15 protein-coding genes are annotated in these 23,676 nt (G+C 44.8%); 9 read left to right on the top strand and 6 right to left on the bottom strand.

Annotated features, from left to right (window positions below):
- Positions 1 to 204: 204 nt before the first annotated feature.
- Positions 205 to 2,775: a polysaccharide lyase family 8 super-sandwich domain-containing protein gene (locus ACQEXS_RS02130; RefSeq protein WP_427012634.1), complete on the top strand. Its 2,571-nt coding sequence runs from the start codon at positions 205 to 207 to the stop codon at positions 2,773 to 2,775.
- A gap of 46 nt (positions 2,776 to 2,821) precedes the next feature.
- Here the strand turns inward: ACQEXS_RS02130 and ACQEXS_RS02135 are convergent, their stop codons facing one another.
- Positions 2,822 to 4,288, bottom strand: coding sequence for a sulfatase family protein (locus ACQEXS_RS02135; protein WP_427012635.1), 1,467 nt, complete (start codon positions 4,286 to 4,288; stop codon positions 2,822 to 2,824).
- A gap of 3 nt (positions 4,289 to 4,291) precedes the next feature.
- Complete coding sequence (locus tag ACQEXS_RS02140; protein WP_427012636.1) at positions 4,292 to 5,776, bottom strand: sulfatase family protein; 1,485 nt, start codon at positions 5,774 to 5,776, stop codon at positions 4,292 to 4,294.
- 155 nt (positions 5,777 to 5,931) lie between these two features.
- Between ACQEXS_RS02140 and ACQEXS_RS02145 the strand changes: the two genes are divergently transcribed.
- A complete protein-coding gene (locus tag ACQEXS_RS02145) occupies positions 5,932 to 7,143 on the top strand; it encodes an anaerobic sulfatase maturase (RefSeq protein ID WP_427012637.1) in 1,212 nt (403 codons plus the stop codon).
- 18 nt (positions 7,144 to 7,161) lie between these two features.
- Here ACQEXS_RS02145 and ACQEXS_RS02150 read toward each other — a convergent pair whose 3' ends face one another.
- Positions 7,162 to 8,613 carry a sulfatase-like hydrolase/transferase gene (locus ACQEXS_RS02150; protein WP_427012638.1) on the bottom strand — a complete coding sequence of 484 codons (1,452 nt, stop codon included), beginning with the start codon at positions 8,611 to 8,613 and terminating at the stop codon, positions 7,162 to 7,164.
- A gap of 201 nt (positions 8,614 to 8,814) precedes the next feature.
- On the opposite strand from ACQEXS_RS02150, the gene ACQEXS_RS02155 reads away from it, so the two are divergent.
- From ACQEXS_RS02155 to kdgR, 6 genes are all read left to right on the top strand, one after another.
- Positions 8,815 to 10,533: a DUF2264 domain-containing protein gene (locus tag ACQEXS_RS02155; protein WP_427012639.1), complete on the top strand. Its 1,719-nt coding sequence runs from the start codon at positions 8,815 to 8,817 to the stop codon at positions 10,531 to 10,533.
- A 45-nt stretch (positions 10,534 to 10,578) separates the two neighbouring features.
- On the top strand, positions 10,579 to 12,498 hold the full coding sequence (locus tag ACQEXS_RS02160) for an ABC transporter substrate-binding protein (protein ID WP_427010197.1): 1,920 nt from the start codon (positions 10,579 to 10,581) through the stop codon (positions 12,496 to 12,498).
- Between the two features lie 373 nt (positions 12,499 to 12,871).
- Positions 12,872 to 13,879 (top strand): ABC transporter permease, encoded by a 1,008-nt coding sequence (locus tag ACQEXS_RS02165; protein WP_367988873.1) that lies wholly within the window; start codon positions 12,872 to 12,874, stop codon positions 13,877 to 13,879.
- 3 nt (positions 13,880 to 13,882) lie between these two features.
- Positions 13,883 to 15,043: an ABC transporter permease gene (locus ACQEXS_RS02170; RefSeq protein ID WP_427012640.1), complete on the top strand. Its 1,161-nt coding sequence runs from the start codon at positions 13,883 to 13,885 to the stop codon at positions 15,041 to 15,043.
- Positions 15,043 to 16,743, top strand: coding sequence for a dipeptide ABC transporter ATP-binding protein (locus tag ACQEXS_RS02175; protein WP_367988875.1), 1,701 nt, complete (start codon positions 15,043 to 15,045; stop codon positions 16,741 to 16,743). The genes ACQEXS_RS02170 and ACQEXS_RS02175 overlap by 1 nt, the downstream gene beginning before the upstream one ends.
- A gap of 523 nt (positions 16,744 to 17,266) precedes the next feature.
- Positions 17,267 to 18,052, top strand: a complete 786-nt coding sequence (gene kdgR / locus ACQEXS_RS02180) for a DNA-binding transcriptional regulator KdgR (RefSeq protein ID WP_427012641.1) — start codon at positions 17,267 to 17,269, stop codon at positions 18,050 to 18,052.
- Between the two features lie 167 nt (positions 18,053 to 18,219).
- On the opposite strand, the gene ACQEXS_RS02185 is transcribed toward kdgR, so the two are convergent.
- Complete coding sequence (locus ACQEXS_RS02185; protein WP_367988877.1) at positions 18,220 to 19,647, bottom strand: OprD family outer membrane porin; 1,428 nt, start codon at positions 19,645 to 19,647, stop codon at positions 18,220 to 18,222.
- Between the two features lie 230 nt (positions 19,648 to 19,877).
- Positions 19,878 to 21,215, bottom strand: coding sequence for an MATE family efflux transporter (locus ACQEXS_RS02190; RefSeq protein ID WP_427012642.1), 1,338 nt, complete (start codon positions 21,213 to 21,215; stop codon positions 19,878 to 19,880).
- 104 nt (positions 21,216 to 21,319) lie between these two features.
- Here ACQEXS_RS02190 and ACQEXS_RS02195 point away from each other — a divergent pair, with 104 nt between their 5' ends.
- Positions 21,320 to 22,270, top strand: coding sequence for a LysR family transcriptional regulator (locus ACQEXS_RS02195; RefSeq protein WP_427012825.1), 951 nt, complete (start codon positions 21,320 to 21,322; stop codon positions 22,268 to 22,270).
- A 31-nt stretch (positions 22,271 to 22,301) separates the two neighbouring features.
- Here the strand turns inward: ACQEXS_RS02195 and ACQEXS_RS02200 are convergent, their stop codons facing one another.
- Positions 22,302 to 23,675 (bottom strand): sensor histidine kinase, encoded by a 1,374-nt coding sequence (locus ACQEXS_RS02200; protein ID WP_427012643.1) that lies wholly within the window; start codon positions 23,673 to 23,675, stop codon positions 22,302 to 22,304.
- Position 23,676 lies beyond the last annotated feature (1 nt).

A 23,676-nucleotide genomic window follows, 5' to 3' on the forward strand; every position in this document is an offset into this window, starting at 1 on the left:
TGATAGATTTAACTTTTGTATTTGTAGGATTTTTATAACCATCTAGTTTCTTAGCATAAAGAAAAATATCGCCAAGACTGGGCTTGAAATCATATTTTTACAAAACTGAAATGCAATTTCATTTTATCGATCGTAGTGTAATGAGTGTGTTTTAAGCAAAACACATCGCTGTACCCCTAAAACACCTTACGAGAGAAAAATAAGATGAAATTTAAAATCACTCCAAAAAGTTGGGTGCTCCCAGCACTATTAATATGTCAGCCAGCACTGGCCACCGAGCTTACGACATTATCGCAACGTGTTGCGCCTGATTTTGCTGAATCCATGTCAAACAAGTTAACCAGCAAAGGTGAAAACATAGACCAACTTGCAGCGCAGTATCTGACTTCACAGCAAGCCAATGGTAGTTGGGCAGACATTGACTACAGTCTGATCCCAACACAAGAAGCGCCAGTTCGCGCTCACTTAGACCGTATTCATATCCTTTCTTCCGCTGCATTTCTTAATAACGATGTGAATGCTGCTCAAGCCGCTATTTCAGCCCTTTATTATTGGTACTCTGCGGATCGAACCAATAAAAACTGGTGGTGGAATGAAATAGGCAAGCAGCTACGCTTAGGTCCCTCTGCGTTAATGTTGGGTGATCAACTGCCAACGGATTTGAACCGATTGATTGCTGCAGACATGCCATCAGAGCCTTATAAAACGGGTGCGAACAGAACAGATTTGTCAAAAGGCGTCATATTTGGTGGTTTATTGAATCAGGATGCTTTGCAAGTTGAAAGAGGTTTGAATGGCATTGAAGAAACCATCGTGGTGACTGAAGACGAAGGTGTTCAGTCGGATTACTCTTTCCAGCAGCATGGCCCGCAATTGTATATTGGTGGCTATGGTGAAGTGTTCTTTGGCGCAGCCTCCTATTGGGCGTACCAAGTGCGTGATCTACAGTGGAAGTTTGCCGCGGACAAGATCGATGTACTGGTGAACTACTTTCTTGAAGGTGTTCGCTGGGCCAATAGCCATGGCACCCTTGATTACAACAGTCGAGGTCGAGGTATCAGCCGAGTCAGCACGTTAGACCCGACTACCTTAATCAAGCAAAGTGATTACATTGCGGCACTAAAACCGACTCGCCAATCAGAAGCGCTCGCCTTTAAACAACACTTGCAAGGTATGAATTCAGGCCTTCAAGGTTACAAACAATTTTGGCGCTCTGACTATGCAGCGAAGGTGGGCGCAGACCACTTTATCGGCATTAAAATGAACTCCAACCGTATTGAGCCAACCGAAGCGGGGAATGGTGAAAACTTGCTGGGCAACTGGCTTGGTTTTGGTAGCACTTTCATTATGCAGCGTGGAGATGAATACCATAACCTCTTCCCAGTTTGGAACTGGGGCTTAGTTCCGGGTGTCACGTCTCCTCAGTTTGCTACCAAGCCAGCGGATTGGGGGCGCATTGAAATGCAAACCTCGTTTGTTGGTGGCGTTTCGGACGGGCAGTATGGTGTTTCAGTGATGGACATGGACGCATACTCAACTCAAGCGAAAAAGGCATGGTTTAGCTTTAAAGATGAATTGGTGGCCCTTGGGACAGGGATTAAATCTACCCGCTCGGAGTATGTGAACACGACCGTCAACCAAACGCGTTTAAATGGCCCTGTTACCGTGGATGGGCAAGTGTATCAAAAAGGTAGCCGTCAACTGGTGGGGTCGTCATGGGTGCATCATGACGGTGTCGGTTATGTATTCCCTGCATCTTGGTATGGTCATATGGAAAATGACACCAAGCAAGGTAATTGGCGTAACATTAACAAGGGGCAGCCAGATGAGGTAGTCTCAGACGATGTGTTTATGTTGCGAATAGGGCACAGCTGGCAACCGACTAACGCATCCTATCAGTACATTGTGTTACCGGAAAAAAGTGCCAGTGATACTCAAGCTTACGCGGCTAACCGACCAGTGACAGTCTTAAGTAATACCAGTTCGTTACAAGCGGTCACGCATACATCGCTTAACATCACAGGCATTGTATTCCACAAAGCGGGAAGCCTTGTGCTGAGTAGTGGTAAAGAAATTACCGTAGATAAGCCAAGTGTCGTTCTTGTTAATGAATCCAAACCTGAGCCAGAAATTACTCTTTCGACACCGGGGTTAGGAACCTTGGTTAAGGTAACGTTAACCGAGAATGGTCAAACTCAAACTACAACGGTAGCAACGTCTGGTGAAAAACGTTGGCTAGGTAAAAGTGTACCCGTGGATTTTTCATCACCAGCTTTACCTTCGCAGCAGCAAACCATCACAACCAAGTTTGATGCGTTTGTTCGCGACGGAAGGTACGCCGGGCAAAGTTATGGCAATAACAGCTATTTGGTCGTGAAAAAAGACGGTGTGGGTTACAGCCGCAAAACAGTACTGCAGTTTGATCTTGCTGGATTAGATGTGACCAGTACATCCAAGGCGACATTGCGCTTGCATGTGCGCAACGTGAACACGGACCCAAGTCGTGATATTACTGTCTCTCGTCTGTCGAATACTGATTGGCAGGAGAGTAATATTTCTTGGAACACCTTACCTGCTGTGAATAAAACGGGCGCAATCGTGACAGTTACACCGAACCAAATAGGCTCATGGTTAGAAGTCGATGTGAGCGATCTCATTACCACAGGTAGCCTTGGCTTAGTGTTAGAAAATAAAGGTTCAGCAAGCAGTAAATCTGATGTGAGTTTCTCGAGTCGCGAAAGCGGCAATGGACCTCAGCTTATCATCACACCATAAAAAGAAAGCCCAGCAGAAATGCTGGGCTTTTTTGTATTGAGGTGTTTTAACGTGTTTGCTTGCTGGTAATGACATCTTGCAGTTTTTCATGCAGTTCAACCACTTTCTCTGGCATCTCTTTGGCTAAGTTAACCACTTGGCCCACGTCATCGTGCAGATCAAACAACTGAGGTTTTGGTATGTTGCCTTTTTCGTTGCCCGTATATTGGCAGACAAAGTCATCATCATGCGGTGGAATGTAAGCAAAACGCTGATCGCGAAAAACCTTTTTGTATTGCATGCCTTCCAACACCATGCTATCGCGGCCATGGGCATCCTTCCCTGTAAGTGCATCGAGCAGTGGCAGACTGTCTGGCGCTTCATCTTCACCAAGTGAATAGCCGGTAAGCTGAGCAAAACAGTGGTACAGATCGACATGGTTAAACAGAGCATTGCTTTCTCCTGAGCCAGCACCATTTGGCCAGCGAACGATAAATGGAACTCGCGTGCCGCCTTCGAATAAGCTGTATTTACCGCCGCGGAGTGGCCCCGCCATTTGATGTTCACCATTTTGCTCTACAGCCAGATCTTTGTAGCCATCATTCAGTACAGGGCCATTATCACTTGAGAAAATAACAATGGTGTCGTTTGAAAGGTTAAGCTCATCAAGCTTGTCGAGCACTTGGCCAATGCACCAATCCATTTCCACAATCACATCACCACGAACACCATGCGGGGTAACGCCACGAAAACGTGGGTTAGGGATGCGCGGAACATGAGGTTGATGCAAAGCGTAATAGAGGAAGAATGGCTTGTCTTGGTTTTGTTCGATGAAATCGATGGCTTTATTGGCAAAGACTTCGCCCATGGTCTCATCATCCCAAATGGCAGCTTGCCCACCACGCATATGGCCAATGCGGCTAACGCCATTGATAATGGTGCCATCGTGACCGTGATCGTACATGACATCAAGCAACTCAGGATTGTGCCTGCCGGTAGGAACGCCCTCAAAAGCTTGGTCCCAATCATAGGTGACGTCAATGGGGTCATTCGGGTCTAAGTTTTCCACATGACGATTGTCGATATACACGCACGGGACGCGATCGTTTGTCGCCGCCATGATAAAGGAATCATCAAAACCAACATCGTTCGGTGTACCGTGAATTTCTTGGTTGAAATCCAAATCGCCGTTGCCCAATCCCAAATGCCATTTGCCGACGATCGCTGTGCGGTAGCCAACTTTTTGGAACATTTTAGGCATGGTTTCATCATGGATACCGATGATCTGTGGTGCATCTCCGGGTAATACGGCTGCATCTGGGTTCCGCCATGGGTAAGACCCCGTCAATAAGCTATAGCGAGAAGGGGTGCAGGTTGCTGCGGTGGCATAACCTTGGTGGAACTTGATGCCTTCCTCCGCCAGCTTGTCTAGATTTGGTGTTGGGATGTCATTGGCGCCATAACAACTTAAATCGCCAAAGCCCAAGTCATCGGCGTACATAATAATGACATTGGGGTGTTTATTCTCACTCATTGATTATCCTTTATTGCTAAACAGGTCATAGGGGAGTAGGTGCCCAAGCACTTGTTGGCTCGCCCATGGGTCTTCAGTTCGAACTAATTCTTCTGCCAAGGCTCTGAGCAAACGACGCACCGTGGGTGAGTCCGGCTGAAAAGGCAGATTATTCATTTGGTAGGGATCTTGCTGATCATCAAATAATAAACTTCGGCTTAAATGGTAGTTACCATCGATTTCGAGAGCCAAAGTATGGCTGGCCGTTTTTATGCCACGGCTAATTGGGAAGTAGTCATTTACCTTGCCATGTTGGTCGGATGGGCCATCCACGTTGCGTAGATACAAGGCGCAGTTAGGAAAACTAGTGAAATTCGCTGGGTCTAACAATGCGCAGGACAAATCTCTGCCATCGATATCATCAGGCCACGTCCCTTGTAACCCCATTGTCGCCAATAGGGTGGGCATAATGTCTGCGCTGCTAAGAAAAGCAGGATGATGTTTGCTTTCTTTTTGTTGTGCCGTTTTAAGCAAAAATGGGACGGAAAAGGCTTCGTTATAAATGCAGTTTTTTGCATCTTCCAAAGCATGGCTACATAAGGTTTCACCATGGTCACTGGTAAACACAATGACGGTGTTATCCCATTCTCCGATTTCTTTTAATGTATCAACAATGCGGCCGAATTCTTTATCGACTCCCGTGACATTTGCAAAGTAGTAGGCGGCACTGTTTGCTTTGTCCATGTGCGCATCGGCATTGTCTCGCACTAATAGCTGCTCGGCATCACGGTGTTGGTAGTGTTGCCAGTCTTCCTCTCGGCAATCTTGCAAGCTGGAATATGGACTGTGCGGCGGGTTCATGGAGACAAATAGGGCAAAAGGTTTGTTGCTGTCGCGTTGATTTTGCTGATTCTGGAGGTAACTGATCGCTTTATCCGCCTCATGCTCCGCCGACCATTTTCTTGGTTCGTAACGGTTTCCTAAAGTGTCGTAGTAATGAGGGTTACAATGTTGATCAAATGTACCGTAGCCATACCAATAGTTAATACCGTGCCTTCTTTGTGGCTCGGTGTAGGAGTCCCATGCCGGACGGTTTGGATCGACATAACGCCCAGGATTGATTGGGTCATTAGCCGTGGGCAAATCTAAATGCCATTTACCGATATAACCTACATCATATCCAGCTTGGGCCAGTGCATCGGTAAAGCAGAATGCCGTTTGTGGCAACTCAGATTGAACCCGTTGGGAGTTACAGTTTAAAGGAACGCCACTTTTAGCTGGGAATTGTCCGGTCATTAAACTTCCACGATGAGGGCTGCACACAGGGCAGTTACTAACGGCATTTGGTAACAAAGTGGCATGTTGAGCAAAAGCATCAAGATTTGGCGTGATAACAGGGTCACCTTTGCCCGCTAATAAGGTTTGGTACTGTGCTTGTTGCCAGATCCCCAAAGACATTAAGCGAAATTGATCCGGGAATACGTACAGCAAGTTGGGTTTCTTTTTCATTCAACGGAGCGCTCGTAATACAAATTATTTGAATGCTATTATATTGAAATGGCATTTCAAAAATGTGCTTTGTGTCAAGGTGTTTGAAAAAATGAAAAGCTGTTTTATTTAAATTGTATAAAATTAAAATCGAACTATTAAGCCGGAACTAAGCGATGCAATCACTGATCATTCCAACCGCAAGGGTCAAAGCAAAAAGACCTTTTCATATACTTGCTAAGCCTGTGGGGCCTTTGTGTAATCTCGATTGTGAATACTGCTTTTATCTGGATAAATCGGAGTATTACCCAGAAACAAAGCGGTTTGATATGTCGTTGGAAACCCTAGAAGCTCACGTAAAAAACTACATTGAGAGTCAGCCAGCAGGATGTCGAGAAGTGACCTTTGGCTGGCAAGGGGGAGAACCGACTATGCGTGGTATTGATTTTTATCGTCATGCGGTTGCGTTGCAGAATAAGTACCGACGTTCAGGTATGGCGATAGTCAATACAATCCAAACCAACGGCGTGCTATTAAATGAAGAGTGGGCACAGTTTCTCAAGCAACATCGGTTTTTGGTGGGCATCAGTATTGATGGTGATGAAGAGCTGCATGATCATTACCGTAAGACGCGTCGAGGGCTTGGCTCCTATCAACAGGTCATTCGAGGTTTACGTGTATTACAAAAATACCAAGTAGAAACCAACATTCTGACGGTTATCCAAAATCATAATGGTGATTTTGGTAAGCGGGTATATCAGCATTTGAAAGCACTCGGTGCGCAGTTTATTCAGTTTATCCCGATTGTTGAACCCGTTAAGGGAGAAGGGGTATCGAGCCGAAGTGTTTCACCTAAGCAGTTTGGCCAGTTTATGATCGATGTGTTTGATGAGTGGCGCAAACACGATATTGGTCAGGTTTTTGTCAGTCACTTTGATAACGCGTTGGGTATGCATCTTGGCATGCCATCGTCGATTTGCGTTCATGCGCCCCAGTGTGGTGACAACTTAGTGATGGAACACAATGGTGATGTATACAGCTGCGATCACTTTGTTTATCCGGAGTTTAAAGTCGGCAATCTTACCCAGCAAGAGTATCCAGACTTAATTGAAACAAAGGTTCAGCAGCAATTTTCGAACCGCAAGCCTATTGGAACCCAGCAGCACTGTTTAGGGTGCAGCCAACGCTCACTGTGTCATGGTGCTTGTCCGGCGCAGCGGATTGATTCAAATGGTGAACTTTCTTTAACGGCTAAACATTATTTGTGTGAGGGATATTACGAGTTCTTTGCTTACTTGCGCCCATACCTCGATGCCATGGGCCACTGCATCCGACGTAATGTTTCACCGGCTTTCTACCCTAAGTTTTTAAACAGGCGCTCTGGTTAAAAGCGCCTGTTAATAGGGTTAAATTACCGCCATCATACGATAGAACCAAGTGCATAGTGGGTCATGATATTGCTGCATTTCTTGATACATCTCAGCTAATAGCGTTTGCTTAACGTCGAGGTAATCAGGGTGGTCAATCAGGTTCTCCATTTCTTCAGGATCATGCGTGAGGTGATACAGTTCGCTCTTTCCACTGGCGTTGAACACCAATTTGTATTCTTGATTGCGCCACATTCGCTGAGGGTATGGCGTAAAATGCCCGTTTTGTTGGGCAAGAATTCCTTTTCTTGGTTGGTACACTTGGTCTCTTAGCAGCGGCAATAGTGAGTGGCCGTCAAAAGATTCGGGTGTTTTTCCTGATGCCAAGTGCGCATAGGTTGCCGTGACGTCGTGTAGATAGACGAGCTCATTGTTTGTTGAGTTAGGAGAAGGGCTTTTGGGGTCTTTAATGATTAGCGGAATGCGGTAGGTTTGATCGAACATAAACTCACCTTTTTCAATCATACGGTGTGCGCCCATGGCGTCACCATGATCAGCTGAGACCACCATAAACATTTCGTCATAAAGGTTTTGTTGCTCAAGAAAATCGATCAATTTGCCTATCGCATCGTCAATTAGACTGATGTAACCCCAGTATTTACAGATGATTTGTTTCCATTCTTGTTCATCCAATGTCCACACGCCCCACATTTTTGCGATATTGGTGTAATGCTCGGGCTTGCCTTTCAATGGCGCATAAAAGCTTTTATCCAACGTAACCTGCTCAGGTTGATACATGGAAAAGTACGGTTCAGGGATCACGCAAGGTGTGTGTGGGCCCCAAAAATTGAGCCATAACGTAAAGGGACGTTGCTGAGTAAGACACTGTTTGATGTGGCTGATCGCTTCATCGACTAAAAAGTAGGGGATAGACGCTTCAACAGGGGCATTGAGTCGCGCGTAAAACTCTTGAATTTGTAGATTAGGATTGTTGCCAAACGTGCACTCGGTTACGTGTGGGATTTCAAATCCCTTCTCATTAAGCCACTCCAAGTAACGATTGCCATTTTGGGGAACACTATCAAAGGCAAGGTTTTGATAAACGCCGCTACCGGGGTAGGCATAACCATCGAAGTTGTGACCCACAAACCCATACTCACTGGGTAATTTTTTATGTCCAATGTGCCACTTGCCAATATAGAGATGTTGATGGCCCTCGAACTCTGAAATCAAATTTGCATCTTCGACGGGGACATCACATTTCTCACCTTCTTTGTCTGAGTTACACATGACGCCGTGATGCGATGGCATTTTTCCAGTAAAAAGCGACGTTCTCGATGGTGTACAGACTGACGATGCACAAAATGCTTGATTGAAGCGCATACCATCAGCGGCGATCTTATCCATATTGGGTGTGTTGACAATGTCATGTCCATAACATCCGAGCATATCTGCACGCGTTTGATCCATCAGAAGTAAAGCCAGATTCATACCTTATCCTATAAAAATGAAATTGCGTTTTAATTATATTGTTTCTTTCTGTCTGAAATTGTGAGCTGGGTGCTTGTTGAATTAAAAAAATGAAACGTAGTTTTGATCTTCTTATCATAAATCTAAAAAAGCGTTTCAATAATTGATTCTTATGAGTTCTAATTCACTCATTGATGAATTTGTTGTTAAGAGAGCGGGCTTGTGGCACTGAGTTTGAAACAGCTAACAAGTAATGAGTATGGATTTGCAGATCGGCCAAATACATTGGCAATGCTGGAGCGCATAGCGGAGCTTCAGATCCCGCTATTGATGTCGGCAGCTCAAGATACCCCGCGCTTTAATAGTGCCGCGCATTATCCGCAGCCTGTTGCGAAGATTGAACATGTATGCCGTTTATTGTGGGGATTAGCCCCTGCTGGCGACATCGCGGTGCAACAGCAAATTCGCGAAATGATTGTTCAGGGGTGTGATCCTGAAAGCGAACACTATTGGCAAATGCCAACCCACTACGATCAAAGAGTGGTGGAAATGGCGTCTATCGCAACGGCGATAATTGATGCCCAAGCATATTATTGGGACCCGTTAACTGATAACGAAAAACACGCATTAGCACGCTGGTTATTGACGGTAAAAGATCTAGAACTACCACCGAATAACTGGCGTTGGTTTCGTATTCTTATTCTGACGGCATTAGAACTGGTTGGTGCAAAGACAGATCAACAAGTGCTGCAACGTGATCTCGCGTTTGTTGACGAGCTTTATCTAGCCGATGGTTGGTACCAAGACGGGCGTGGCGGCGTTATCGATTATTACAACCCGTTTGCTTTTCAACTTTATGGCTTGATGTATGCGCGTTGGAGAAAAGGCGAGGGAGAACTTTGCCAGCGCTTAGTAAATCGTGCAGTTGAGTTTTCCCGTAGCTACCAATACTGGTTTGCCGAGGACGGTAAGCCTCTTTGCTACGGTCGATCATTAAATTATCGCTTTGCTGGTGCCGCATTCTGGGTTGAGCTTGCTCGCTGCGGCCATCGTGATGTAGATATCGCACTTGCACGAACTTGTTGGCAGCAAACCATGCAGTGGTGGGCTAAGCAACTCATTTGGGACAGCAATGCGCAATTACTGCCGGGTTACGCTTATCCCAATTTGCTTACGAGTGAATTCTATACCAGTTACGCATCACCAATGTTGGCGTTGAAAGCGTTCAATGCATTAGCCCTAAGTGAAGATCATCCATTCTGGCAAGCCAAATTGAAGCCATTATCGGACAGCATGACTCCAATGGCGATTGGCCAACATCATCAACTGGTTAGACGTGGTGGCAGCTATTTGATCACCAATGGTGTTAGCGCGAATGAATTACGAAATTGTGAAGATAAGTACGGCAAATTTGCTTACAGCTCAGATCATGGGCTTTGTGTAGAAAGCTGTCGCTGGATTGACCAAGGTTGGGCAGGAGACAACATTTTTGCCTTCCGCCATCCAGAAACTCAGCAATGGTTTAGCCGTACCAAGAATACCGATAGCTACACTTTTGACGGTGCCCTGGTTTCCATTTGGCAGCCTTTTAATGGTTGCGAAGTGAAAACAACCCAAAGATTCACCAAGGACACGGAAGTCCGACTTCATCAAATAAAAGCTGATCAAGCATTGGATTTTGTGATGACGGGCTATGCAGTGAATTGTTGGAATGCTTGGTTTAGCCACCAACAACCAAGGGCCGCGAGGGTGGAGTCTGAAGAATTATTTAGTGAACTGATAATGCTAGAAGGAAAAGCGGATACGTGCGTTTTTCCTTGTGCACCGAACACCAATTTAATGCATCCCCATGCAAGTGTACCCGCTGTGACAGGGCGCGTTGTCGCCGGTGAAACGGTGTTGCTGGTGGAAGTGCATGCTGGAAAACATCCGGCTAATTAACCAAATTTAACCCTAAATCTCATGAATCACATCAGGGAGTGACTGATGAACAATAACAAAAACTTACCTCTACTAGGCAAGGTAGCGCTTGCGGTGGCCGCATCGGTATCTTTTTCCGCATGGGCAAATACGTACAGTGAAGCGCCTGCTTTGAAACAGCAAGTAGAAGCAGGACAGTTGCCTCCTGTGGCTGAGCGTTTGCCTGAAAACCCGCTAGTTGTTGAGCCATTTGAGTCCGTTGGCCAATATGGTGGTACGCTGAATCTTGTGGGTAAAGTGGTCGATAATGGTCACCGCATCCGTACGATCGCGTATGACAACCTATTCAATTTTGATGTTCACTACTCTAAGGTTGTACCGAACTTAGCCACTGGCTTTACGGCAAATGCTGAAAATACGGAATTCACCATTAACTTACGTAAAGGTGTTAAATGGTCTGACGGTGCACCGTTTACAGCAGAAGATATTGCTTATTACATCAATGACGTGATTGGCGACCCGGGCCATGCCGGTAACCGACCGTTAGCATTGCCAACGCACGAAGCGGCGAAAGCGGAAGTGATTGATAAGCATACAGTAAAAATTACGCTGGCGAAGCCAAATGGCTTGTTTATTCGCAGCTTAGCGACGGTGGATAGTGAAAGCTTTACAGCATTTCCGAAACACTACTGTTCTCAATTCCTTCCGAAATACAATCCGAAAGCAGAAGAAAACGCGAAAGCAGCAGGTTTTGACTCTTGGCGTCAGTATTCTTCAACACGTTGTGAAGCGCATTACTTTATCGAGCACTACAACAATGTTGACCGCCCAGTATTGACGGCATGGAAAGTGAAAACACCACCAGGACCAAATGCCAGCTTTGCTGAGTTTGAGCGTAACCCGTATTACTGGCAAGTGGATACAAAAGGGAATCAGCTACCTTACTTAGATAGCGTTCGCTGGCGTTACAGTGAAGACCAAGAAGAGATGGTTCTGCGTGCAGCGAATGGTGAGGCTGATTATCAGCACCGTCACATTGGTAAACCAAACTACCGTTCACTATTGATCGAAAACGAGAAGAAGAGCGGTTACACCTACGAGTTTCGTCCTAATACACGCAGTACCGAGCTGGCTATTGCACTGAACCAGACAGCAAAAGACCCGCTAAAACGTGAACTGTTTAGTAATAAAGACTTCCGTATTGCGTTGTCTCATGCGATTGACCGTGAAGAAATCAGCGAAACGGTTTTCTCCGGTGCGGTAGGGCCTTATCAAGCTGCGCCATTAGAAATTTCGCCATTCTATGATGAAGAAATGGCCACGCAGTACACGGAATTTGATCAAGACAAAGCAAACAAGTTGTTAGACTCACTTGGTTTAACTAAGCGTGACAAAGAAGGTTACCGACTACTGAAGAATGGTGAGCGTCTGCGCATTGAAGCAATGTCGAAAGTTAACGACAAAGGCGTATTAGCTGATTCGCTTGAGTTGGTGAAAAACCAATGGAAAGACGTGGGTATCTTCCTTGATATCCGTGTGTTGGAAATCAACCACGTTATCAACCTTCGCCTAACCAATGACTTCGACATGATCCCAATTGTTGGTGATGGTGGCGCAGGTATTATTGATGAAGCGCGTCACTATATGCCGTTTAGTCCTGAATCAACATGGGGTCTAGGCTATTACCTATGGGCGAATGAACCGGACAATGAGTTTGCCGTTGAACCACCAGCGCATGTGAAGAAACAGCTGGATCTTTGGAAGAAAGTGGAACAGAACTCTTCGCAAGAAATGCAGTTTAAATACATGAAAGAAATCATCGATATTGCACAAGAGAATTTCTATGTAATTGGTACGGTAGAAGCGTTACCAGTGGGTGTTGTGGTCAACAATAAACTACGCAATATACCTGAAAACATGCCTCAGTCATGGACATTCCCAACGCCTGGACCAATGCGAATGAGCCAGATTTGGAAGCAACAGTAAACCTTTAACCTCAAATTCAAGCCCCGCCACTTTGGCGGGGCTTTTTTTATGCCAGCTGATAGGTGACTGCTTTAAAACTATCTCTGGTAACAAGAACTTTTAATATCATCAATAAATGAATGAAACCCGATGTGTTTTCAAGATGAATAGTTTGGTCTTGATCACGCTTCAGCGCATTTATGTCGATCGTGTCATCATAAAAATGAAAAAGCGTTTTAAAAATAAACTCGCATGCGTTCTAATAAAAATGAATAGAGTGACTGAGTATTAAATCTGTTTCATTGGTGCCCCATCAAGAGCAGAAAACCACATTCAGTAACTCAAATTTTAAAGAGCGATTATTCCTAAGCAGGATTGGAATTAAGGAACAAAAATGAGCAGTTTTTTTCTGTTTATAGGTAAGCGGTTGTTGTCCATGTTGGTGACAGTTTTCGCCGTATCTATTGTGATTTTTGCGGTCATCGATTTGCCTCCGGGCGATTTCGCGTCTTCAAAAATTGCAGAATTACAATCAATGGGCCAAACCGTTGACCCACAGATGATTTTTACCTTGCGTGAGATGTATGGTTTGGATAAACCACTTCTAGAGCGCTACTTTGACTGGATGCTAGGCTTGATGACTGGCGATCTGGGCATCTCTCTAACCAACAACCAACCCGTATGGGACACCATTGAGCCACGTATTTGGCCAACGGTCGCGTTAGCGGGTGCGGTGTTCTTATTCCAGTTCCTCGTGGCAATTCCAATTGGTATGTACTCGGCACTACGTCAATATTCGTGGGGTGATTACATCGCAACCATCTTTGGTTTCATTGGCATGGCAACCCCTAACTTCGTTATTGCAATCCTAGCGCTACTTATCGGTTACTACAGTTTTGACACTATGGTGTCCGGCCTTTATTCCGAAGAGTTTCTGGACCAGCCAATGTCATGGGCAAAGTTCATGGATGCTGCTTCTCGTAGTTGGATTTACATTTTGGTTGTGGGCACGGCTGGTATGGCAGGGATCATTCGTATTATGCGTGCCAACTTGCTTGATGAGCTTAAAAAGCCGTATGTGAAAACAGCTCGAGCAAAAGGGCAAACTGAAGCTAAATTGATCATGAAGTACCCAGTTCGAATCGCTATCTTACCGATTGTTTCTACCATCGGTTGGATGCTCCCAGCACTGCTTGGTGCAGATATTATCGTGAGTCAGGTCATGAACATTCCAACACTTGGGCCACTGATGCTGTCTGCTTTGCGAGCTCAAGATATGTATGTCGCAGGCGATGTTCTGCTGATTATGTCGATTCTTACCATTATCGGTACCTTGATTTCAGACCTGCTGCTCTACTGGGTTGACCCACGAGTTCGAGTAGGCGTAGCGAAGGAGTTTTAAGTCATGACCGCTTCAACATTAAATGTATTTGATCGGCTGTTCAGTCGTAAGAAAAAGCAACTGGATCTAACAACGGCAACCCAGTGGCAGCTAATTGGCCTCAAGTTACGTCAGCATAAACTCGCTTGGTACAGCATGTGGTTCTTAGTATGGATTTACTTCATTGCCATTTTCGCTGAGTTTTTTGCACCATTCGATCCAAGTGATAACTGGCGTCGTTATACCTATGCTCCACCGCAAGCGGTGAGTTTATTTGAATCCACCGAAGAGGGTTGGCGCTGGGCCCCACATCTTGATTTTTACAAGAGTAAAACGGATCCGCGCACGTTAAAGCGTCACTATACGCTTGATGAAAGCAAGAAAGTTTACTTCTCATTTTTTGGTAAGACAGAAACGTACGAGTTACTTGGTTTTATCCCAATGAATCGTAAATTCATTACGCCAGATAACCCGAAACAGCCATTCTTTGTTCTTGGTTCGGATCGAATGGGTCGTGACATGTTATCTCGTCTTATTTACGGCGCACGTATCTCATTGTCTGTGGGTCTTATGGGGGTATTTACCACATTTATTTTAGGGATTGTGATTGGTGGTATTTCTGGTTACTTCGGTGGCGCTGTTGATAACTTCATTCAGCGTAGTATCGAGTTCATGAAGTCTATCCCGACATTGCCATTGTGGATGGCGCTCTCGGCATCACTGCCTGCGGAGTGGAGTTCTCTAACAAAATATTTCTTGATCACTATTATTCTTGGCCTTGTTTCATGGCCGGACATGGCAAGGGTAGTGCGAAGCCGCTTTATGTCATTGCGCAGCGAAGAATATGTGGCTGCAGCATGGCTTGATGGCAATAGTCCGTTTGAAATTATCCGTCGTTATATGGTGCCTAACTTCCTGAGCCACATTATTGCGGTTGTGACGCTTGCGATTCCAGCCATGATTTTGGGTGAAACGGCACTGAGCTTCTTAGGCTTGGGCTTGCAAGCGCCAATGGTAAGTTGGGGTGTCTTACTGCAAGAAGCACAGAACATTCGAGCTTTGGCTGAAGCTTCTTGGCTACTTATCCCAGCCGTGGCTGTCGTTGTAGTGATTCTGGCAATGAACTTTGTTGGCGACGGTCTGCGAGATGCTTGTGACCCATACCATGATCAGGGAGCAAAATAATGAACAATAAAATTCTACAAGTTAAAGACCTGAATGTGAGCTTCCCGACCAGTACGGAGCATTTCCACGCGGTAAAAGGGGTGAGTTTTGATCTTTTCCGTGGTGAAACCCTCTCTGTCATTGGTGAGTCAGGGTCAGGTAAGTCGGTAACGTCTTCAGCGATCATGCAGCTTCTTGAGAAGCCGGGCCGCATTGATTCAGGCGAGATCCTATATCAAGATGAAACAGGACAAATTGTCGATATTGCGCAAATTGACCCGCGTAGTCAGGAAATGCGTTCAATCCGTTGCTTTAACATTTCACTGGTTTCTCAGGAGCCAATGGCGGCTTTGAGCCCAGTGCATACGGTTGGAGACCAAATTAAAGAAGTACTGTGTTTGGTGGATCCTGACATCACTAAGGATGGCGCTCATCAGCGTGCTGTGGAGTTATTGCATCAGGTACAGATGCCAGAGCCAGAAAGTTTAATCAATAAATATTCGTTTGAACTTTCGGGAGGCCAGCGTCAACGAGTTGTGATTGCCATGGCGATCGCTTCCAATCCCGATATTCTAATTGCTGACGAGCCAACAACAGCACTCGATGTGACAACTCAAGCTGAGATTTTAGATCTGTTTGCTGCGTTGCAACGTCAATGCGGAATGGCGATTCTGTTTATTACCCATGACTTAGGTGTGGTTGCACAAATCTCTGATCGCGTTGCTGTGATGGAGAAGGGCGTGCTGGTGGAATGTGGCGATGTACGTCAGATATTTGAAGCACCTAAACATCCATACACACGTAAGCTTATGGAAGCGACGCGTGCGTTAGAAAAACCATCAAAAGTGAAAGTGCCATTTGAGTTGGAAAAACAAGGTGCAGTGCGTCCAATTCTTAACTTACAAGGCGTTACTAAGGTTTTTGAAAAACCGGCAAAAATGTTCCAGAAAAAGCAGTTTATGACGGCTGTAGATAACGCCAATCTTGTGCTGTACCCAGGGGAATCTTTGGGTATTGTGGGCGAGTCGGGTTCAGGTAAAAGTACACTGGGTCGTGCGATTCTAGGTATGTCTCCTGCGTCAGAAGGCTCGATCCAATATATGGACAAGCAATCTGGTATTGAGTTGGAGCTATCTGATTACAAACGTCAAAAACGCGATCCGCTGTTTGCTGATTTACGTTTGATATTTCAAGACCCGTGGTCATCACTCAACCCACGAATGACGGTGTTTGATATTATCGAAGAGCCACTCACCAAACTTCGGACTGAAATGAGTGCCAAAGAGCGTGAGGATCGCGTGCGTAATATCATGAAGTGGGTTGGATTACCGCCTGAGTTTTCAAGTCGTTATCCTCATGCCTTCTCGGGTGGTCAGCGCCAACGTATCGTTATTGCACGTGCTTTGGTCACCATTCCTAAGGTAGTGATTGCGGACGAAGCGACAGCAGCGCTGGATGTATCGTTGCGCTCTCAGGTGTTGGATTTGTTGATTGAGTTCCAAAACACTTATGGAACATCCTTTATTTTGATCACGCATGACATTGCAACTGTGAAGTACTTCTGTGACCGAGTGTTAGTGCTTCAGCATGGTCATATTGTTGAACAAGGCGATGTGGAACAGGTTATCTATCAGCCTCAGCAAGAGTACACCAAAGAGTTGATCTCAGCCGTACCGGTAGCAGAACTGCCCCCGGAGGACGCAATAAAAAAGATTGCATAGCGCCATAATATTGGGGCGAATGACAACACAAGCCTCCTATTTAATAGGAGGCTTATTTTATTCAATAAAAATGTGACGATGTATTTGAGAATAAATCTCATATATTTCCGGTAATTATCATTTCTAGTTCTTTAGTTTTAGTATTTGTTAATGCTTGCAAATTAAACAGAATAGCGTCTAAAGTATTCTTATTTTTAATCGAAAATTAATAGCGTATTAAGTATCTTACAATCGAATGGCGTGCTGATTGTGAAAGTCAAACAGTAAATTCCTTTTCTCTCAAAGTTTTAAATATTCAACTGGTTGTTATCACACCACTCACTATTTATGAGATGGCGAACGAAAAAAATGAATATTACCTCTTTTTTTTTGTAGAACATTATTTTAAATTGTATGAAATATATGCTGACAGAAATTTCGGGCACGGTTTGGAATAATAAGCGCATAATATTTTTTATGTGCTTTAGTCGAGTCAAACACAACAACACCAAACCGTGCTGCAATATGATATAGGTAAATAATAATGACTAACGGGAAACAACCTGAATCCGTCTCTTCTGTACTTAAAACATTTGGAATCTTACAAGCCCTTAGTACTCAAAAAGACATTGGTATTAGTGAACTGGCTCAGCGCCTGATGATGTCAAAGAGTACGGTTTATCGCTTTTTGCAGACCATGAAAACTCTAGGCTACGTTGCTCAGGAAGGAGAAAGTGAAAACTACTCCTTAACACTGAAGCTATTTGAACTAGGTTCTACTGCTTTAGAGTACGTTGATTTGGTTGACCTTGCTGACATCGAAATGCGCCGCATTTCTGATCTAACAATGGAAGCATTGCACTTAGGTGCGCTGGATGGCGACCACATCATTTATATCCACAAAATTGACTCCAAGTACAACTTACGCATGCAGTCGCGTGTAGGCCGTCGTAACCCGCTTTATTCAACTGCGATTGGTAAAGTGTTGCTGGCTGAGCGTGAAGGAGAGGAAGTAAAACGTATTCTTCAAGATGTGGAGTTTACTAAATCGACAGAGCGAACGCATGAGACGGTAGCGTCACTTATCGATGAGTTAGTCACTGTTCGTGAAGCGGGTTATGGTGAAGATAACGAAGAGCAAGAAGTTGGTCTGAGATGCCTAGCAGTCCCGGTTTATGATCGCTTTAATAATGTGGTGGCGGGTATGAGTGTGTCTCTGCCGACCATTCGCTTTACAGAAGAGAAGAAAACAGAGTACATTGCGGAATTGCACGCGGCGGCGGCAAGAATCTCAGCCAAGCTGGGTTGCAAGGCATACCCACACGGTTAATGATTCATGATCGAATGAACATAAAAACCTGCTGATATCAGCAGGTTTTTTTATGACTGCGCATCATGGATAGTAGATATTGAGCAGTATTCACTTTATCTCTAACTGATACAAAAAAGCCCGGCTGATGAAGCCGGGCAAAAATGACAGTATCTAAGATGGCAAGATTATTTTAGCTTAACACTGTATGAAATAAGCAGTTTCAGGTCGTTACGGTCGGCTTTATGAACAATGTCATCACCACGGAACTTACCGCGATAGGCGCGAATGTTTAGACCTTCTAGAGAACCGTCAAGGAATTTGTAGCCAACGTTCCAGTCAAAAGAACGCATGGTACCGTTGTACTCCTTTTCAGTTTTGCTTGAGCGTACGTTAGTACCGTAGTTACCACCAATACCAGCCGTTAGCTCAGGTAGATCCCAATCAGCAAAGTTATAGTTCAACGCAAGTTTAACCGCGCGTGTACCATCAGTGTTGTAATCATCTAGCTGAGATGTTGTTTGCTGGAAGTTACGGTTGTCGGAGTTTGCCCATGGCGTTAAGCGGAAGTTGTAGTTGAGCTCTTGGCCGTCAGTATCCGTGCTGCTTACGCCTGCAATCCATGTAAAGCCGCCATGTTTCACTTTTGCACCTAGCGCTAAGTAGCTTTGCGCTTTTGCATCTGTAACGTCGGTAAGAGCGGTTTCTTCGGCCACTGAGCCGTGGTAGAAGGCAGAAAGATCAAGCTTTGCTGCGCCTAGATCAAAGTTGTACTTACCAAGCGCTTGCCAGTTTTGGCGGTAGTCTTTACCAATGCCGTAACCTAGGTCCACTTGACCGTTATCAAACTTGTAGATTGCACCAACTGTTTGGATATGATCGATGATCGTGTTTGTTGTATCAACGCCTGACTTTTGGTTTTGGTGCCATTTTGTTGTCATTGGTAGGAATTCTTTGCGCCAGTCATTTTTAAACTGATCTGCAATCGCATAACCGACAACTAGGTCACCAAAGTGAGCTTTTGCTTCAAGGCCACGATACGCATGTGGGTTTAGACCCCAGCTAGAGCGAATGGTACCAATGTTAATGCGCGTGTAACCACCGCGAAGTGCCAGGCCGATGTCGTCATCACCGAATTTTGCTTTTAGTGCGGCAACAGAAAGGGCTGCGTAAGATTTCTCACACCCTTTGCCATCGTAAGCTGGGTTGTTTTCACATGAGTGGTCGTAGTACAGGATTTCAGACATACCAGTGGTATTACCCAGCTGAATATTAGTATTTGCCCAAATATCTAAACCAACGGTGTCTTTGAAGTAGCCTGATTTATAATCCCACGCGAGTTGTAGCGTTTGGTTTTCAATGTTTGGTTCCCAAACACCGTCAGCGTTTTTCTGTTCACGATCTCGAATGTATAAGAAAGAGTGTAGGTTGGATGTTGAACTGTCATAAAACGCTTGCTTTGCTTCAGTTGCAAGATCAACTGCGGCCGCACTTTCATTTAATACATCATTAGGATCGGCATTGTTTGCCATCACAGAGCCTGATGCTAACGCAGCCAATACAGAAGCGCTAATCAGGGACAGATTGGTTCTATGTTTCATATCCATGCATTCCATTTATTGTTAGTAAGGGTGTAATTGATTTACCGTTCTAATAATATGGATTTATTTTATAATTTAAATAGAAACGATGTTTTAAAAATACAAAACCAGATCTTCATCATAATTAAAAAGATATTGTGATTTGTGTTTATGCAGATGGTTTTATAGCTGATTTCACGATTGGTTTAGAAGGGAAGAATAAAAAAGCGCCTTGATTTCTAAGGCGCTTTTTACTGTTTGAATGATTAGGCAGCGGAGTGTTGAGGTAAAGGTGAGCTGGGAGCTTTTAGACGTTGCACTAACATAATGAGTAAGAGGACGCCTGTTGCTGCCAAACCAACACCGATGCCGCCCCAAATACCTGCTAGCTCATGACGCTCCATGAACCACCACGCAGCGGGGAGGCCAGAACCCCAATAACCAATGGCAGTGATCACGGTTGGGCCAACCACAATCTTCATACCACGTAGCAGATTGATCGCGAGTAGCTGCCAAGCATCGACGATAAAAGATAATGCGACCACCCATAACACAGATTCAAGTAATACAGAGGTACTTGCATCTAAGCCGAAAAATAGTGCGATGTACTCTGGCCACAACATAAAAGCGCCAGCAAGTACGATACTAATACCGCTAACTAGCGTAAAACTGCGCATCGCCGTTCGTTTGATCCCTGCCATATCATTGGCCCCAAAATCTTGCCCGACTAATATTGCTGCTGCCTGAGAGAAGCCAAAGTTAATGTTCCAGGTAAAGCTAAGGCATTGTAAGAGTATTTGGTGTAGCGCTAATGCGGTGATGCTGATGGCTCCAGCCATCAAAGTTCCGCCATAAATAAGTCCATGTTCTAACAATGCAGCCAGTGCAATGGGAAAGCCCATTGCAAGTAATGGGTTCATGAGCGACAACGAGTATTCATCAAGCTGTAACCATGGTGCAAACTTTTGATATTCAGGACGGCGGAAGATCCATATACCATAACCGATGGTCACCAGTAGCGTAGCCAGAGCAGTGCCAGCCCCAAGGCCTGTTAACCCAAATCCCATATTGAAGGCTAAAACATAGCTTAAAGGAACGTTAAGAAGGATAGTTACCGCAGACATGATCATGATTGATCTTACATCGCCCAACACGCTGGTTAATCCGCGCAAGACCAACATGAGCAGAGCAGGGAGCATGGTCCATTTCAACGCATCGACATATTGCATGGCAAGTGTGATGACTTCGTCAGGCTGATGGGCCTGTTTGAGTAACTGAGGAGCAAATTCAAACCCGAATGTCAGAACCACTGTCAGCGCTACAGAAAGTAATATGGCTCCTTTTACTGCCAGCCGTATTTGTTGGTTGCCGTATTCAGGACGTGACAACCGTTGCCCGTAAGCAATCGCAATTAAGTTTGCAACACAACCAACAGTGCTTCCTGCGATGATGAAGACAAAAGAGTAAATTGAGGCGCCTAAACCACCAGCAGCAAGATCTGCGACACTAAGGCGAGACATCATCCACACATCGGTGAGAACAAGTGCCATTGCGATTAACTGTGACATGATCAGTGGAAATGCCAGTGATAAGATTTTCTTCATAGCAGCCTCATAAGAATTATTCGGCAACGTTAAGGGGTATTGCTCTGGTGTTCAATTGACTTTTATGCCAATCTGGCATTCCTTAAACTCATGTGAATTGAATGATGGCACCTTACTCAAATCTTCCTTACTCTCACAATGCGTTGAAAGTGTTTGAAGCAGTTGCACGCAAGATGAGCTTTACCTTCGCCGCTGATGAACTCAATGTTACGCAAAGTGCCGTTAGCCGTCAGGTAAAGCAGTTGGAGGATGAGCTCAAGACATCTCTAGTGGTACGAAAACATCGGGCTATTGAGCTGACAGAGGAAGGATTAGCTCTTTTCCATGCGCTACAAAAAAATTATCAGTCACTCGATGCTCTCATTGAATCTTGGCGTGGTCCTAAGAGCAAAAGAATAGTGATTAAGGCTGCGTTGAGTTATGCCACTCGAGCGTTATTACCCAAAGTTCATTTGTTGAATGAACGTTACCCAGACTATGAAATTGCCATTGTGCCTACGTTTGATGAAGAAGAAAGTGTCAACAGCCCCGATTACGATTTGCTGATTTTTACCACTCGGTTAAAGGAACGCTATAAAAACAAGCCTGACATTACCTTTATGCGTGAAGAGTACATGGCACCCGTTGGGGCAGAGAAGCTCTTAGGGAATGATACTTCATTAGAGGCCATTCTGAATAAACCCAGAGTTCATTCTTCGCTTGATCACCATGATTGGAATGTATGGCTTAAGACCGCAAAACATTTTTCTACTAAAGCAAACCGAAATACCAGTTTTTACAGCTTAGAATTGGCCCTGAGTGCGTGCTTGTCAGGACAAGGAGTGACAGTGACGGACTTATTACTGATCTTACCCGAGCTGAAGCGGGAGTATTTACAATGCCCGAAAGCGGTAGAAATACAACACAGTGACTGGCGTTATTACTGTCATGCACGTACTCAAAGTGATGTCATCGAAGATATTCGATTGTGGTTGGAAGAGCAGACAAAACAAGAGTTAGCAGTATTGAAGCAACTCGCCAATCAAAATGGTTGGCGAGGCGTAATAGATGTTTAACTAAGCCAATTATTGCTTCATTTTTTAACGATTATGGTGCAGCACGCAATACAAAACGCTGGCGGTATAGTGTCTTACTCGCCGAAGTTTGTAGGTAGCTGTGGTGAAGCATTAAAATCGATTGAACAATCCGGCTGCCAATGCCCAGTGACCCACTCGGAGCATCCTGCCAAACTGGGTTGGTCAGTTCGAATTCGATGTTGTCTTTGTCTTTCAAACTGACCCTTAACGTAACAATCGACTCCGTTGGGCTATGCCGCAGTGCGTTTTCAAGTAAGTTGTGTAGTGCACGTTCAAGCAACATGTGATCGCCTATGGTGATCAACTCAGTATCTATTTTTGTATCTAGTGTGAGGTTTCTGCGGCGAAACTGGCCTTCAAACGTTTCTTGAACATCGTGCAATACATGGCAAAGATCAACTCGTTCATAACGATATGACAGAGATTTTGTTGGTCGTTTTGCCGATTGGAGCAGCTGATTTAAATGTGCAGAGAGCTTTTCACTGTTTCTGTAAGCCACTTCGATCAGCGGATCGGGCGTATCTTGCTGTAGCCGCCACGTTTCAAGGTAACCAAGAATACTAGAAAGCGGTGTTTTTAGATCATGGCTCAGCTGCAACAAGGATTCTGTTTGTTGATTGCTCTGGTACTCTGCCTGCAGAAACTGTTGTTGGATGTGTTTTGCCATCAGGTGGTATTGGTGAGCGATAGGTACCAGCTCTGGTACCTGCCGTGTGAAATCGGGTGATAGGCGAAAGTCTTGATCCGCTTGCTGCTGCAATTTACGAGTTACGTGTTCTATTGGATGTAATAAGTTACGTTGTACTAACCAATAAACCGTACCCGCAAAACCAATGATTGAGACCAAAAACAGTATGATGAGTGCAACATACGGCGTATCAACTTCCGCTTGTAAAATGGCGCTGTGCTTGCTGCTGCCAATGACAACATACAAATAACCAATCACAGAACCGAATTCTTCGATAGCAGCGACGGAAAAGACTTTTTGTTCACCGGGATTACGGGGGTCGTCTCCCAGTATCGGGAAAGGATCATCTAATAGGAAACGTCTAATAGGAATCAGATCTACGCTTGGACTCAGGACGGCATCTTCAGGGGCAGCGTGAGTGGTGATTTTACCTTGAGCATCCAAAAAATAGATCTCAAAGTCTGGGCCAATCAACATCAGAGTATGGAAGATAGATTTTAAGGCGTCAGGGTTGTAGTTAGTGCCAATCATTAACGTATTATCGTCACGCATATGAATGGCAAGGTCTTTGTGTAAACTCTGTTGAGCGCGTTGCTCAATGGTTTCTTTTTGCCAGCTATAAGTCATGGCGATTAACACCGATGATAGGCAAAACCATAAGCAGGTAAAAACAAATAAACGTGTCTTAAAACTCATC

The sequence above is a fragment of the Vibrio sp. TRT 17S01 genome, assembly GCF_050113695.1.
GTDB lineage: Bacteria > Pseudomonadota > Gammaproteobacteria > Enterobacterales > Vibrionaceae > Vibrio.

Excerpts from the sequence above, each read along its gene's own strand:
- ACQEXS_RS02130 (WP_427012634.1), top strand. The coding sequence starts at position 205 with ATGAAATTTAAAATCACTCCAAAAAGTTGGGTGCTCCCAGCACTATTA.
- ACQEXS_RS02135 (WP_427012635.1), bottom strand. The coding sequence starts at position 4,288 with ATGAGTGAGAATAAACACCCCAATGTCATTATTATGTACGCCGATGAC.
- ACQEXS_RS02140 (WP_427012636.1), bottom strand. The coding sequence starts at position 5,776 with ATGAAAAAGAAACCCAACTTGCTGTACGTATTCCCGGATCAATTTCGC.
- ACQEXS_RS02145 (WP_427012637.1), top strand. The coding sequence starts at position 5,932 with ATGCAATCACTGATCATTCCAACCGCAAGGGTCAAAGCAAAAAGACCT.
- ACQEXS_RS02150 (WP_427012638.1), bottom strand. The coding sequence starts at position 8,613 with ATGAATCTGGCTTTACTTCTGATGGATCAAACGCGTGCAGATATGCTC.
- ACQEXS_RS02160 (WP_427010197.1), top strand. The coding sequence starts at position 10,579 with ATGAACAATAACAAAAACTTACCTCTACTAGGCAAGGTAGCGCTTGCG.
- ACQEXS_RS02165 (WP_367988873.1), top strand. The coding sequence starts at position 12,872 with ATGAGCAGTTTTTTTCTGTTTATAGGTAAGCGGTTGTTGTCCATGTTG.
- ACQEXS_RS02170 (WP_427012640.1), top strand. The coding sequence starts at position 13,883 with ATGACCGCTTCAACATTAAATGTATTTGATCGGCTGTTCAGTCGTAAG.
- ACQEXS_RS02175 (WP_367988875.1), top strand. The coding sequence starts at position 15,043 with ATGAACAATAAAATTCTACAAGTTAAAGACCTGAATGTGAGCTTCCCG.
- kdgR (WP_427012641.1), top strand. The coding sequence starts at position 17,267 with ATGACTAACGGGAAACAACCTGAATCCGTCTCTTCTGTACTTAAAACA.
- ACQEXS_RS02185 (WP_367988877.1), bottom strand. The coding sequence starts at position 19,647 with ATGGAATGCATGGATATGAAACATAGAACCAATCTGTCCCTGATTAGC.
- ACQEXS_RS02190 (WP_427012642.1), bottom strand. The coding sequence starts at position 21,215 with ATGAAGAAAATCTTATCACTGGCATTTCCACTGATCATGTCACAGTTA.
- ACQEXS_RS02195 (WP_427012825.1), top strand. The coding sequence starts at position 21,320 with ATGGCACCTTACTCAAATCTTCCTTACTCTCACAATGCGTTGAAAGTG.
- ACQEXS_RS02200 (WP_427012643.1), bottom strand. The coding sequence starts at position 23,675 with ATGAGTTTTAAGACACGTTTATTTGTTTTTACCTGCTTATGGTTTTGC.